The organism is Thermotoga sp. RQ7 (genome assembly GCF_000832145.1).
GTDB classification, from domain to species: Bacteria; Thermotogota; Thermotogae; order Thermotogales; family Thermotogaceae; genus Thermotoga; species Thermotoga neapolitana.
Genome location: NZ_CP007633.1, coordinates 1 through 13182, shown reverse-complemented (window position 1 = coordinate 13182; position 13182 = coordinate 1). Strand labels below are relative to the sequence as shown.

Here is a 13182-nt window from a genome sequence, read left to right as displayed (position 1 = left end):
TTAGAACCTCCTCTTCAAAAGCACGATTTCTACTCTATCAGAGACATCTTCCGTTCTGTCTGCAATGTCTCCTATGCTTCTGATGAGCTCTTTCGCTTCGAGTTTTGTGCATTTGTCGGTTTCCATTTCAAAGAGCTTTCTCAGTGCGTTCCTTTCCACCAGATCTTCTTCGTGCTCGTACCTTTCAACCTCCAGAACATAATCTCCTACTCTGTCCATCTCTTCGAAGAGGTATTTCAGCGCCATCTTCAACGATCTAAAAGCCTTCAGAGAGTAATCCATCTGTTTCAGGACGAGATCCTTTATCTCTGGAGGAATCTCAGGCTTTTGAAGAGCGAGAATATCCGCCACGTATTCAGCCTTGTTTGCAACCTTGTCCAAAGATTCTATCAAGCCGAGGAGGTCTCCACGGAAATTCGGCAGGAAGGCACCACTGTACATCTCCAGTTCGGTCTTTCTTCTGAGTCTGTCCGCTTCACTCTCCAGTCTTTGGGCACGCTGATAGAGAATGTCGATCTCATCCGATCCTTCCAGGAAATTTTTCAGCAGATCGAACACACAGACCAGTGTTTCCTCAACCTTGTCCACGTGTTTGAAAAAGAGCGAGATTATGTCCGACTCTTTCTTTCCCGAAAGCCACACCTTCTCTCGCCTCCAGAAGACCCAGTATCCTGTCAAAACGCTCCCTTGAGATGAGTTTCTTTTCAAGAAAATCCTCAAGCCTTTCTCTGGAAAGATTCTCCAGAACCGGTCTGAAACTCATTCTGTGGACGGGAAGAACTCCGTGAAGACGGATTTCGTTCAAATGATCCTTCGTGGCATAACCCTTGTGTTTGTGGAAAGAAAACTCAGGATACAGATCGTGTAGTTTCTCCATCAATCTGTCTCTGACCACCTTGGCGATGATGGATGCTGCTCCTATGAGTTTGCTTTTCCTGTCACCACCGACCAGACAGGTACCGGGAACGCCCAAATCTAATCCTTTTCCGTCTATGATCACGAAAGAGGGTTTCACAGGGAGATTCTCCAACGCTCGGTTCATAGCCATCTTTGTAGCGTTGAATATGTTCTGAAGGTCTATCTCCTCCGGTGTGGCCATACCGATTCCAACGGCTGCCTTTTCCATTATCTCATCGAACAGCTTTTCCCTCGTTTTCGATGTGAGGAGTTTGGAGTCGCACACTTCCTCTATATCGTACTCCAGAATGACGGCAGCAGCCACGACTGGCCCCGCCAGACAACCTCTGCCGGCTTCGTCTATCCCCGCGACCACACCGTACTCTTTTCTGTAGAAATCATCTACCTTCACCACGTGTTTCCCTTCCCCTGTAATAAGGAGCCGGAACGTAACTGACAGAGGGTCTTTTCGGTTCGGACTGTTTGTAAAGATCCATCAGATCGTACACTTCCTGTGGCATATCGGTGCTCACCTGCAAACCGAGTTCTCTCAATTTGTCAACGGTCAGAGGATAATCGTGTGTCCAGTTCCCTTCACAGAGTTTCTCTGCTATTTCCTTTGCTTTCTCCTCTGGCATCTTATCCTTCAGAATTTCTGTGACGAATTCCTTTATCTGCCTTATCGCTTTCTCGGCTATATCGGCCAGTATCAGCGTCTGATCATCAACTTCGTTCACGTCCTTCTTTTTGACGGCGGCGAGAATGGAGGGTGCCGGCATGTTTCCAATCTGGGGATCGAGGGGTCCAAGGACGGCGTTTTCATCCATGACAACTTCGTCCGCTGCAAGCGCTATCAGAGTTCCTCCAGACATAGCGTAGTGCGGAACAAAGACGGTGACCTTTCCCTTGTGCTTTTTCAGCGCCCTTGCTATCTGTTCTGCTGCCAGGACCAGTCCTCCAGGTGTGTGGATTATCAGATCTATCGGCATATCCTCCGGGGTCAACTTTATCGCTCTCAAAATTTCTTCAGAGTCTTCTATATCTATGTAGCGCCTCACCGGAAAACCAAGGAAACTGATGGATTCTGTTCTGTGAATGAGTGTGATCACACGACTGTTTCTTTTCTTCTCGAGGGACCTTATAATGGCCTCTCTTGCCGATTTGAGAGCAGAGTTTTTCAAGAAAGGTGTGATGAGAGAGAAAATGAAGATCATCCAGAATATCTGGAAAATCAGCGTACCGATGTCGAGCACGGTGACACCTCCTCCTGAGATTTATCGTGTACAATTCTATCACATATAAAAAAATGCGGGCTCTTTCGAGCCCGCCAAAGCCGTGGGGGGTGTATCTCAAGGGGGATAGGGGGGTCAACTTTCATCTTCCAGTCTTCATTGTAAATGTAACAGGTTAAGAGAACATTCTAATTTCTTTCCTAAACGGGTACCGTATTTTTAAAATATTGTGAAGTTCTGTCAGGAACTTTCTACGTTCTGTTTGTATGACTGCTGTACCGTAAGAGAGGTTCAAAATGATACAATAGAAAATCGTAAGCAATGTGGAGGGATACCATGCTGGTTTATCTTTTACCCTCGCTTTTCCTCGGATGGTTCCTTGGTGCGAACGACGCGGCGAACGTTTTCGGTCCTTTCGTTGGATCTGGTCTCACTCCCTACAGAAGAGCCACGATCGTGGCATCCGTTTTCGTTGTGCTCGGAGCGGTGATGGGTGGAGCAAGAGGCCTTCAGAACATAGGTTCGCTCAGCACCTCTGACCTTGTCGCTTCCAGCATCTCTGTCCTCTGCGGTGCCCTTACCGTGACGATCATGACGAAGTTTGGAATACCGGTTTCCACATCCCAGGCGGTGGTTGGAGGAATAGTGGGAGCAAACCTCTCCACGATGGGAATTCAGGGGCTCGACCTTCCCGCTTTGACGAAGATATTCATCGTGTGGTTTCTGACACCAACGGGAGCACTGGTTTTGAGTCTGGTCTTCTATCCGGCTTTTTCGTACATCTTTCGAAAGATCCCAAGCGTTCAGATGCAGGACAGAGTCATAAAGGTTTTCGCATGGGTCTTCGGAGCGTACGGGGCGTTCTCACTTGGTGCGAACAACGTCGCAAATGTAACGGGGGTGTTCGTGGAAAAACTCCTCACCGTTGAGCAGGCAGCCTTTCTTGGTGGGATCAGCATCGCCTTTGGTATCCTCACCTACAGCAAAAACGTGATGATGACCGTCGGGAAGAAATTAATAGAGTTAGATCACTTTACATCTCTTGTGGCGGTTCTTTCTCAGGCCGTGACCGTCTGGTTTTTCAGTCTGGTGGGCATTCCTGTCTCTTCTTCTCAGGCCATTGTGGGAGCCGTTCTGGGAGCAGGGTACGCGAGGGGAATGAGGTTAGGAAACAAGAAAGTTTTAATCCGGATACTGAGCGGGTGGTTTCTCACTCCCGCTGTCTCCGGTATTTTTTCTTTTTTTCTGAGCGAATTTCTGATAAAATAACAGGCGATAAATCACATCCGGGAGGTAGATCCTATGACATTGCGTATGAAGGTTTTTGTGATCATACTGGTCGTTCTGGCGGGGCTTGTTGTTAGTTTTTACCTCATATACCAGAGTGTTTCAGGTGCTGTTGTAGATGCGGTCAAAAAGAACGCGCAGGTTCAGATCGATGTTCTCTCCAATTACTTCGCCGAAAAGATGAACAAGTACGTAGAGAGGGCACGCGCTTTAACACAATCGATGGAAGCCCAGCTTCTCGACACCTACTCCATGGCTTCCAACATGGTCAAACTGGTGAAAGAAGCCTCCAGTACGATTCTTGCAGGCCTCACCTTCGAGGAGATGACCGGTTCTGGTTATATCGCCACCGCAAACGGTCTGGAACAGATAGATTCCTCTTCAACCATCTATCAGAAGTACATGAATCTTGTGAAGAGTTCAAAGGACCCATACGTTGTGCTGGCGGATACCTTCAAAAATAAACCCTCACTTGTCGTTCTTGCTCCACTCGGTGCCTTCGGTGCCGGCACACTCGGTGGTGTTGGCTATGTGATAGATCTTTCCGAAGGAAAAAATTTCTGGAATACAGTGGTCAACGGCGGAAAACTTGGAGAAAGCGGCTACGGCATACTGGTATCCGGTGATGGGAAGGTACTGATACACAAAGACATGAAAAACTTCATGAAAGACGTGAAAGAACTTGGGGGATTTGAGAAAGCTTTCAGTGAAGCAAAGAGTGGAGGAGAAAGATACGTAGAGTACGAGTACAACGGAGAAAAGAAATACACCGTATGGGCGAAAGTGCCAGGATACGACTTCTACATCTTCTCGACAGGATACCTCAACGAACTACTTTCAGAAGGAAGGAAAGCGACCTTTGGGACGATCGTAACATACGTGGTATTTGGAGGCGTGATCTTTGGGGTGTTGTTCTTCTCGATGATGCCTGTAGTGAGAAGGATGAAAGAGCAGGTAGAAAGAGTGAAGAGATTTGGAGAAGGGGACCTGACGGTAGAATTTGAGGCGAAAGGAAAAGACGAGCTGACACAGGTAGAACAGAGCCTGAAAGAAGCGGTATCCTCACTGAAAGAGATGATCAAAAACATCATAGAGGCATCAAACGAGCTGAGCAAAGCATCAGAAGAGATAAAGGCCCTCTCAGAGGAGAGCCACAGATCGGCAGAGAACCTCCACGAAGAGGCAAAAAGAATACTGGATGAGGCGAACAACATGAGCAGTGCACTCACAGAAGTGACAAGTGGAGTAGAAGAAGTAGCGGCGAGTGCACAGAACATCTCGAAGATCACCCAGGATCTGACGGAAAGGTCAGAAGCGGTGACGAAAGCTGCAAGAGAAGGAACAGAGAGCGTAGAAGGGGTAAGCCGTGTCATAGAGAAACTGAAAGGGTCAACAGAGAAACAGAGAAACTACCTGAAGGAACTTGTGGAGTCAGCCAAGACCATAGGGGAGATAGTGAACACGATCAGCTCGATAGCAGAGCAGACGAATCTACTTGCACTGAACGCAGCGATAGAGGCGGCAAGGGCAGGAGAGGCAGGAAGGGGCTTTGCGGTGGTTGCGGATGAGATCAGAAAACTTGCAGAAGAGAGTCAGAAAGCAACAGAAGACATAGCGAAGATGCTGAGCAGTCTGAGGGGTACGATAGGGCACGTGGAAGAAGGGTCGAAAGAGGTCTTTGAGAGTGTGGACGAGATAGCGGTGAAGGGGGAAGAGATCACAAAGAGGTTCAAAGAGATCCTTGGAAGGATAGAAGAGATCAACAGCATGATAGAGAACACGGCAGCAACAGCTCAGGAGCAGGGGGCTGCTGCAGAGGAGATGGCAAGTGCGATGGACAACGTCACCAAGGTGGTGGAAGGTGTCGTGGAGAGTCTCTCAAGAATGGAGTCCCTCATAGAAAACCAGACCACCTCCTCTGCTAGGGTGAGTGAGGCGGCAGAGAGACTTTCTGAACTCTCCGAACACCTCTCCTCGCTCGTTAAAAAGTTCAAAGTGTGAGGTGAAAGAATGCAGGCACGCTGGATCGGAAACATGATGTTTCATGTCAGGACAGATTCCAATCACGATGTCATAATGGATGCCAAAGAAGAGGTCGGGGGAAAGGATGCCGCCCCCCGGCCTCTTGAACTTGTTCTTTCTGGCCTCATGGGGTGCACGGGAATGGACGTGGTGTCCATCCTGAGGAAAATGAAAGTGGTCGACCGGATGAAGGATTTCAGGATAGAGATCGAGTACGAGCGAGCAGAAGATCATCCCAGAATCTTCACCAGGGTTCACCTGAAGTACATCTTCAAGTTCGATGGTGAGCCCCCAAAGGACAAAGTCGAAAAAGCTGTTCAACTTTCTCAGGAAAAGTATTGCAGCGTCTCTGCCATCCTGAAATGCTCCTCGAAGGTGACTTACGAGATCGTCTACGAAAGTTGAGGTGGAAAACATGTGGGAGTTCTACATGCCCACGGACGTGTTCTTTGGAGATCATATCCTTTCCAAAAGAGGTCCCGTGATGAAGATACTGGGAAAAAGGGCTCTCATCGTTACGGGCAGAACATCTTCGAAGAAGAACGGCTCACTCGATGATCTAACAGATCTTCTGGAAAAGCTCGACATTTCCTATGTCGTCTTCGATGAGGTCGAAGAGAATCCTTCCTTTGTGAGCGTTGAAGGGGCAGCCGAAAGGTTCAGAGACGAAGATTTTGATTTCGTGGTGGGGCTTGGTGGTGGAAGCCCCATGGATTTCGCCAAGGCGATTTCGGTTCTTTTGAAGGAGAAAGATCTCAATGTTGAAGATCTCTATGACAGTGAGAAGATCAGAAGATGGCTTCCAGTTGTGGAGATCCCAACAACAGCGGGAACCGGCAGCGAGGTGACACCATATTCTGTTCTCACGGATCAGGAAGGAAACAAAAGAGGATGTAGGTTGATGTTTCCCGTCTACGCCTTCCTGGATCCCAGGTACACTTATTCCATGCCGGAGGATCTGGTCCTGTCAACGGGTGTTGATGCCCTCTCCCATGCCGTGGAAGGTTTCCTTTCCAGAAGGGCGACTCCTCCATCGGATGCCCTTGCCCTCGAGGCCATGAAAATCATTCACAAATATCTTTCCAAAGCCATGGGTGGTGATGAAAAGGCCAGAAGAAAGATGCTGATAGCCTCCTGCCTTGCCGGGATGGTGATCGCCCAGACGAGTACAACCCTTGCCCACGCCATGGGGTATCCCCTCACCACGGAAAAGGGAATAAAACACGGAAGGGCAACTGGTATGGTCCTGCCGTTCGTTATGAACGTCATGAGAGAGGAAATTCCCGATCGTGTCGATGAAGTGAACAGGATATTCGGAAAAAGTCTGCTGAATTTTCTGAAAGATCTGGGTCTCTATCAAAGGGTTGAGGTCTCTCAGGAAGAGCTGGAAAGGTGGTCTGAGAAAGCATCAAGGGCAAAACACGTGTCGAACACACCGGGGACTTTCACAAAAGAAAAAATCCTGATGATCTACAGGGAGGCCCTGAGTGTGTGAGAGTCCTTTTTCTGTGTTTTCTTTTCGCCCTGCTGTTCTTTGCGAACCTGTACAGGTTGTTTCCAGACGACTATTATGATTACATTTCAAGTTATTCCGGTGATATAGATCCCAGGCTCATCCAGAGTATAATCTGGGTAGAAAGTAACTTCGACAGAACCGCTGTGTCCTCAGCGGGTGCGTTTGGATTGATGCAGATCATGCCATCGACGGCGATGTGGTTGAAAGAGAAATTTGCTCTCGCTCAGGACTATCAAAACCCGGAGGGAAACATACTCTACGGGATCGTCTATCTTCGCTTTTTGAGGGACATCTACGGTGATCTCGACAGGGCGATCATGGCTTACAACGTTGGACCCAGCGCTTTGAACGATGGAAGATACATCGAGAGTGCACAAAGATATCTGAAGAAGGTGAAGAGGATATATTTCATCTATCGTTTTCTCTATGGCGAGAGGTGATACAAAGTGAAAGTGACAACCGGTCGAGAGATGAAAGAAATCGATGAGATCACAATAAACGAATACGGTATGGATTCGAAGGTCCTTATGGAGCGAGCGGGTATCTCGGTTCTTCTTGCTTTGGAAGAGGAACTGGGAAACCTTTCTGGACAAAGATTTCTCGTTCTCTGTGGAGGGGGAAACAACGGGGGCGATGGATTCGTTGTTGCACGAAACCTTCTGAATGTGGCCAGGGATGTTCTCGTTGTTTTCCTTGGAAAGAGCAGAACACCTGACTGTGATTACAACTACAACCTCTACCTCAGATTTGGAGGGAAAGTCCTCGAGCATTTTGACGCTTCTCTCCTGAAAGAGTACGATGTGGTTGTGGATGCAATCTTTGGAACAGGATTGAAGGGAGAAGTCACAGGTGAATACGCAAAAGTGATAGATTCTGTGAACAACGCGAACACCTACGTTGTATCGGTTGATATCCCATCTGGTGTGGATGCAGACACGGGGAAGGTTCTTGGAACCGCCGTGAAAGCAAACCTCACGGTGACTTTCGGAGCGCCAAAGGTGGGACACCTCATTTTTCCAGGAAGGGAATACGCAGGAAGACTGAAGGTCGCAAACATTGGACACCCTCGATCTCTTCTGGAGCCACTCAAAAGGCATGTGATAACCAGAGAGATGGCAGTTTCGCTGCTGCCAGAAAGACCAAAAGATTCTCACAAAGGGACATACGGAAAGGTGTTGGTTGTAGCAGGTTCAAAGCTGTACTCTGGAGCACCTGTTCTGACTGGTATGGGAGCCTTGAAGGTGGGAGCGGGGCTTGTGACTCTTGTGGTGCCCTTTCCACAGAATCTGGTTGCAACATCCAGCTTTCCTGAACTCATCTCCGTTCCCGTTGAAACGAAAAATGGATACTTCAGCGCTGAAAATGTAGAAGAGTGTTTGAGGATGGCGGAGAAGGTCGATGTGGTGGCTGTCGGTCCTGGACTTGGAAACAACGATGACACGAGAAGATTCGTCAACGAATTTTTGAAAAAACTGGAAAAACCTGTTGTTCTGGACGCCGACGGTTTGAACGTTCTCGATGTGTCGGTACTTTCGGAGAGAAATCAACCAACGGTGATAACACCGCATCCTGGGGAAATGGCAAGGCTCTCCGGCAAAACGATAGATGAGGTGAAGTACAACTACATTTTCGCGGAAGAGTTCGCCAGAAAACACCGGTGCGTTCTTGTTTTGAAATCAGCCACCACCATCGTCACAGATGGAGAGAATACGTTCTTCAACACAACAGGCAACACGGGGCTGTCGAAAGGGGGCAGTGGGGACGTTCTGACCGGGATGATCTCAGGTTTCATGGCTCAGAAACTATCTCCTCTTGAGGCAAGTTTTCTTGCGGTGTATCTGCATGGAATGGCGGCGGATCTTTTCGAAGACGATGAAAGAGGGCTCACTACCTCAGAGCTTTTGAGGCTTATCCCGAAAGCCATAAGGGGGCTGAAAGAATGAACGCTGTGGAAAAAATCGTCAGGGACCTTCTGAGCGAAAAAAGGATAACCGAAGCCCGCAATCTTCTCTCTCTCTTTCCCGGAGAGTTTCCTCACCTTGAACTGGAGGTAGAGTACGCCGCTCGAAACTGGAAGGCGGTAAAGAGAATCTACGAGTCTCTACCCGAAGAGTTGAAAGAAAAGTACGCAGAACACTACGAACATGCAACAAGTCAGTACAGCATAGACTATTCGAGAGAGGCAGAGGAAGCCCTGAAAGAACTCGAAAGAAAAAACGTCCAGGGAGCCATCTCCATCGTTGAGTCCATCGTGAAAGATTATCCTGAGCTGGTCGAAGTCATTGCGTTGAGGTACAAACTCGCCAGACAGCGTAACGACAGAAAGGCTATGGAGAAGTATAGAAAGCTTCTAATGGAACTCGATAGAACACATCCTGTGCTTCTCGAAAATGGTCTTTCCAGCCGAAAGACAGGTCTCTTTGAGATCCTGACCATTTCTCTCCTTGTGGCCATCTTTCTTGTTTCCCTTTTTGCTCTCTACATTGTTCCTTCGAGTGTAAAGAAAGAATCTGAAACACCGGTGATCGAACAGACGGTCGATATAAAGCCACTGGAGCAGCGTGTTGAAGATGTGCTGTCAAACATAGCAGTTCTCAGTGAAAGCATGGGAAAACTGAACGATCTTGTTGAGGGAAGGTTCACTGAAGTGCAGAGCGACGTGAAAACTGTCTCTGAAGATCTCGAAAGCCTGAAGGATCTCCTGGCAAACCTCAACAGGAAACTTTCTCAAATAGAATCGGCGTTGAGTACGATTTCAACCAGAGAGTCCACTCCTTCTGTGGTCTACGTTCCATCGAAAGAGAGTCGCATAGAGAGGGCAAAATCTCTCTGGTTTCTCGGCTACATGTTCTACCTGAGAAGGGAGTACGATGAAGCTATAAGGAGATTCGATCTTGCCATAGAAGAGATAGGAGAAGAAAACGTTTACTTCAAAGACGATGTATATTACTACAGGGCGCTGAGTTACTATTTCAAAGGAGATCTCTCCACTGCAAGGAGACTATTTGAAGACTTCATAGAGAAGTTCCCAGACAGTGAATACACGGACGATGCCGAGTACTTCCTGAAGAGGATATGAAAAGCGCTGTTTTCTACAGAAAGCTGGAAAGGTGTGATATCTGTCCCAGAACCTGTGGTGTGAATCGTCTGAAAGGTGAAAAGGGAGTCTGCGGTGTTTCTAACCGCCCCATCGTTTCCTCATGGGGCCCTCATTTCGGTGAGGAAAGAATCCTTGTCGGGAGTAGAGGAAGCGGCACGGTCTTTTTCACCTTCTGTAATTTGAAATGTGTTTACTGTCAGAATTACGAAATCAGTCAACTTGGTGTGGGAAGAGAAATCACCATCGAAAGGCTGGCAGAGATATTTGTGGAACTTCAGAACATGGGTGTGGAAAACCTCAATCTGGTGACTCCAACCCATCAGGTTCCCTTCATCGTTGATGCCCTTGAAAGAATAGAAAGGAAAATACCCGTTGTCTACAACTGTGGTGGATACGAGTCCGTTGAGACGATTGAGCAACTGGCAGGATTTGTGGACATCTACATGCCCGATTTCAAGTACAGTGATCCGGAACTTGGTATGAAACTTTCAGGGGTCGCGGACTATCCTCAGATTGCCTTCGAAGCCCTGAAAGTCATGGTGAAACAAACTGGAGAACCTGTGTTGAAGGATGGTATCATGAAGAAGGGTGTTCTTGTAAGACACCTGATTCTTCCAGGATACATCGAGAACAGTCTGGGCGTTATCGATCTGCTTTCAAAGATAGAACCAAAGCCTCTTGTGAACATAATGGCACAGTTTCGCCCGGAATATCTGGCGAGAAAGTATGGCCTGAGCAGAGGCATAACCCGGGAGGAATACCTGAAGGTCATTGAGTACGCGCAAAAAAAGAACCTGAATCTCATAGAAACTGAGAGGTGGCTCAGGTGGTTGTAGTAGATTACGAAATAAAACCTCAGAGTTTTCCGTTCTTTCCTCTTGACTGGTCACAGATCTTTGGTAGAAAGTCGAAAATCGTCGTGGAGATAGGCTTTGGAAACGGCGAGTTCCTTGCGGAGATGGCAAGAAAGCACCCCGAAAAGGACTTCGTGGGTTTTGAGGTTTCCATAACCTCTTTCGTCAAGGCGCAGAAGAAATTCAAAAAATACGGTCTGACGAACGTGAAACTTGTGAAAGTGGACGGCAGATTCGGTCTGAGAGAACTCTTTCCCGACAACAGCGTAGAAAAGGTCTATGTGAATTTTCCATGCCCCTGGCCAAAGAAAAGGCACGAAAACAGAAGAATCACCAGCCACGATTTCATGCAGACCCTGTCCACTGTTCTGGAAATGGACGGTACTCTTGAGTTTGCAACTGATGAGGAATGGTACGCTAAAGAGGTGCGCGAGGCCTTTGATACCTCCGAATATTTCGTGGTGGATTCTTTTGTGGAAAACTTTCAAAGGGAAGTGGAAACACGCTACGAGAGAAAGTGGAAATCTCAGGGTAAAAGAACCTTCCTGATTATTGCACGCAAAATAAGACACGGAGCGGTGAAAAGATTGCTGGAGGGGGAAAACACCGTGGCGCACGTCACCTTTGAAGGTACGGTTTCCTGGGAAAAACTGAAGAGTCTGGAAGGAAAGGTGTTCAAAAACAAAAACAAAGTGTTTGTCGTGAAAAGAGTCTACAGAGACAGCGGCTACCTTTTGAAGGTGATCTCAACGGACGAGGGAGATTTTCGTCAAATTTACTATCTGGATCTTTCGGGGAAAAACGGAAGATGGATCTTGAAACTGGACGATGGTTCCGATCCTTACAGAACTCCTGCCATGAAGTGGTCTCTCAGAAAGATCGCTGAGGAGTTAACCACTTGAAGCCCTATGGGATATCTCCCCGACGATTTCATCGATGTACATCTTCAACTGCCTGTTTCCCTTGAGCAGGGAATTTTTAACTTTTTTCACACTATCGGCGACCACAGGATGGGACCTGTTGAACTTCTCCGCAATCGTCCTCAGGGAACTCTTCAGATAAGTCTTCGCAATGTACATTCCTATTCTTCTGGCCATGAGTGCCTTTGCGTTCCGGCTGCTCGATAGAATTTCTTCCTTCGGTACGTCCATCACCCTCGAGACGATCTCTATCAACTCATCGATGGGATCGAGAATCGGCTTTCTTTCGGGTTTTATGAAATCTTTCAAAAGTGCGATTGCCTCTTTCAGATCGACCTCTCTTCCCGTGGTTTCTTTGTAAACGAGAAGTTTTATTATCGCACCTTTGAGTCTTCTCAGGTTGTCATCCACGTTCTCTGCAACGAAATCCAGAACCTCTTCCGGAAGTTCTCCCTCTTCAACTTCAAGCATTTTTCTTGCGATGCTCTTCCTTGTTTCCCTGTCAGGTGGCTCCAGCTTTGCAACGAGTCCCATCTGAAACCTGGAGATCAACCTGTCCTGAAACTCCTTCAACATGTGTGGCTCTCTGTCAGAGCAGATGACTATCTGTTTTCCCGAGTCGTGAAGTTCGTTGAAGGTGTGGAAGAGTTCTGTTTGAACACCCGTTTTTCCTATGAGAAACTGAATATCATCTATCAGAAGGACATCCACTTTCTTTCTATACTTTTCTCTGAACTCAGCAAGTTTCCCCTCTTTCATACTGTCAACAAGATCGTTCAGAAATTTCTCGCTGGTGATGTACATCACCCTCAGATCGGGCTCTCTCTGAACTATGTAGTTACCTATCGACTGAAGAAGATGCGTCTTTCCAAGTCCCACTCCTCCGTATATGAAAAGCGGGTTGTACTTTCCTGGATTCTTGGCAACCTCCAGTGAAGCATGGTAGGCAAAGGAATTTCCCGGTCCAACAACGAAATTCTCGAAAGTGTAGGCAGGGTTCAGTGGTGTGAGAAGAACCGCCTTTTTCTTCACAAGAGGCTCACTGTAGGATGTGTGTGAGTCAAACGATTCGTAGGTCAGTTCATAGGTAGCGTCGTGTCCAAGAACCGTCTTCACCGCTCTTGAGAGCACCGAATGATACTTCTTCTCCAGCCATTCTTTTATGAAGAGATTCCCCACGGAGAAGATCACCTTGTTTCCCTCTATCGTTTTCACTTCGAAAGAGTTGAACCAGAGTTCCCAACTTTTTCTGTTCACTCTGGTCTTTATTTCCTGGAGTATTCGCTCTTTCATTCTGGGAAACCCCCGCACAAGGTGTGCCAAGAATAATTATCCAACGAACAGGTTTGTCGGG

General features: G+C 47.6%; 13 protein-coding genes. 9 read left to right on the top strand and 4 right to left on the bottom strand.

What is annotated here, in order from left to right; translation table 11 throughout:
• The 3 genes from TRQ7_RS00065 to TRQ7_RS00055 are packed head-to-tail and all read right to left on the bottom strand — an operon-like array spanning nucleotide 1 to nucleotide 2150.
• Entirely contained in the window at nucleotides 1–588 is a 588-nt protein-coding gene (locus TRQ7_RS00065; protein ID WP_015920075.1) for a TIGR00153 family protein, read from the bottom strand.
• On the bottom strand, nucleotides 575–1309 hold the full coding sequence (locus tag TRQ7_RS00060) for a ribonuclease HII (protein WP_041844522.1): 735 nt from the start codon (nucleotides 1307–1309) through the stop codon (nucleotides 575–577). The genes TRQ7_RS00065 and TRQ7_RS00060 overlap by 14 nt, the downstream gene beginning before the upstream one ends.
• A complete protein-coding gene (locus tag TRQ7_RS00055; protein ID WP_041843719.1) occupies nucleotides 1296–2150 on the bottom strand; it encodes an ATP-dependent Clp protease proteolytic subunit in 855 nt (284 codons plus the stop codon). Before TRQ7_RS00055 ends, TRQ7_RS00060 begins: the two co-directional genes overlap by 14 nt.
• Before the next feature lie 315 nt (nucleotides 2151–2465).
• On the opposite strand from TRQ7_RS00055, the gene TRQ7_RS00050 reads away from it, so the two are divergent.
• From TRQ7_RS00050 to trmB, 9 genes are read left to right on the top strand one after another with little or no spacing between them, the layout of a single operon-like run.
• Nucleotides 2466–3398, top strand: coding sequence for an inorganic phosphate transporter (locus TRQ7_RS00050; protein ID WP_041843718.1), 933 nt, complete (start codon nucleotides 2466–2468; stop codon nucleotides 3396–3398).
• Between the two features lie 33 nt (nucleotides 3399–3431).
• Nucleotides 3432–5417, top strand: a complete 1986-nt coding sequence (locus tag TRQ7_RS00045) for a methyl-accepting chemotaxis protein (RefSeq protein WP_041843717.1) — start codon at nucleotides 3432–3434, stop codon at nucleotides 5415–5417.
• Nucleotides 5418–5426: 9 nt separating this feature from the next.
• Entirely contained in the window at nucleotides 5427–5843 is a 417-nt protein-coding gene (locus TRQ7_RS00040; RefSeq protein WP_015920070.1) for an OsmC family protein, read from the top strand.
• A 10-nt stretch (nucleotides 5844–5853) separates the two neighbouring features.
• Nucleotides 5854–6933 (top strand): iron-containing alcohol dehydrogenase family protein, encoded by a 1080-nt coding sequence (locus TRQ7_RS00035; protein ID WP_041843716.1) that lies wholly within the window; start codon nucleotides 5854–5856, stop codon nucleotides 6931–6933.
• Nucleotides 6930–7394, top strand: a complete 465-nt coding sequence (locus TRQ7_RS00030) for a lytic transglycosylase domain-containing protein (RefSeq protein ID WP_015920068.1) — start codon at nucleotides 6930–6932, stop codon at nucleotides 7392–7394. The genes TRQ7_RS00035 and TRQ7_RS00030 overlap by 4 nt, the downstream gene beginning before the upstream one ends.
• Before the next feature lie 30 nt (nucleotides 7395–7424).
• Nucleotides 7425–8897, top strand: a complete 1473-nt coding sequence (locus tag TRQ7_RS00025) for an NAD(P)H-hydrate dehydratase (RefSeq protein WP_144399141.1) — start codon at nucleotides 7425–7427, stop codon at nucleotides 8895–8897.
• On the top strand, nucleotides 8894–10033 hold the full coding sequence (locus TRQ7_RS00020; RefSeq protein WP_015920066.1) for a tetratricopeptide repeat protein: 1140 nt from the start codon (nucleotides 8894–8896) through the stop codon (nucleotides 10031–10033). Before TRQ7_RS00025 ends, TRQ7_RS00020 begins: the two co-directional genes overlap by 4 nt.
• Nucleotides 10030–10890 (top strand): radical SAM protein, encoded by an 861-nt coding sequence (locus TRQ7_RS00015; RefSeq protein WP_015920065.1) that lies wholly within the window; start codon nucleotides 10030–10032, stop codon nucleotides 10888–10890. The genes TRQ7_RS00020 and TRQ7_RS00015 overlap by 4 nt, the downstream gene beginning before the upstream one ends.
• The gene (gene trmB / locus TRQ7_RS00010) at nucleotides 10881–11810 is read left to right on the top strand and encodes a tRNA (guanosine(46)-N7)-methyltransferase TrmB (protein ID WP_038067928.1); all 930 of its coding nucleotides are present in this window, start codon (nucleotides 10881–10883) and stop codon (nucleotides 11808–11810) included. The genes TRQ7_RS00015 and trmB overlap by 10 nt, the downstream gene beginning before the upstream one ends.
• Here trmB and dnaA read toward each other — a convergent pair.
• Nucleotides 11799–13121 carry a chromosomal replication initiator protein DnaA gene (gene dnaA / locus TRQ7_RS00005; protein WP_038067925.1) on the bottom strand — a complete coding sequence of 441 codons (1323 nt, stop codon included), beginning with the start codon at nucleotides 13119–13121 and terminating at the stop codon, nucleotides 11799–11801. The two genes, trmB and dnaA, sit on opposite strands and share 12 nt — an antisense overlap.
• Between the last annotated feature and the right edge of the window lie 61 nt (nucleotides 13122–13182).

What these genes read in the sequence shown, in the direction of transcription:
- TRQ7_RS00050 (WP_041843718.1), top strand. Translation starts at nt 2,466, where the DNA reads ATGCTGGTTTATCTTTTACCCTCGCTTTTCCTCGGATGGTTCCTTGGT.
- TRQ7_RS00015 (WP_015920065.1), top strand. Translation starts at nt 10,030, where the DNA reads ATGAAAAGCGCTGTTTTCTACAGAAAGCTGGAAAGGTGTGATATCTGT.
- dnaA (WP_038067925.1), bottom strand. Translation starts at nt 13,121, where the DNA reads ATGAAAGAGCGAATACTCCAGGAAATAAAGACCAGAGTGAACAGAAAA.
- TRQ7_RS00040 (WP_015920070.1), top strand. Translation starts at nt 5,427, where the DNA reads ATGCAGGCACGCTGGATCGGAAACATGATGTTTCATGTCAGGACAGAT.
- TRQ7_RS00045 (WP_041843717.1), top strand. Translation starts at nt 3,432, where the DNA reads ATGACATTGCGTATGAAGGTTTTTGTGATCATACTGGTCGTTCTGGCG.
- TRQ7_RS00020 (WP_015920066.1), top strand. Translation starts at nt 8,894, where the DNA reads ATGAACGCTGTGGAAAAAATCGTCAGGGACCTTCTGAGCGAAAAAAGG.
- TRQ7_RS00025 (WP_144399141.1), top strand. Translation starts at nt 7,425, where the DNA reads ATGAAAGAAATCGATGAGATCACAATAAACGAATACGGTATGGATTCG.
- TRQ7_RS00035 (WP_041843716.1), top strand. Translation starts at nt 5,854, where the DNA reads ATGTGGGAGTTCTACATGCCCACGGACGTGTTCTTTGGAGATCATATC.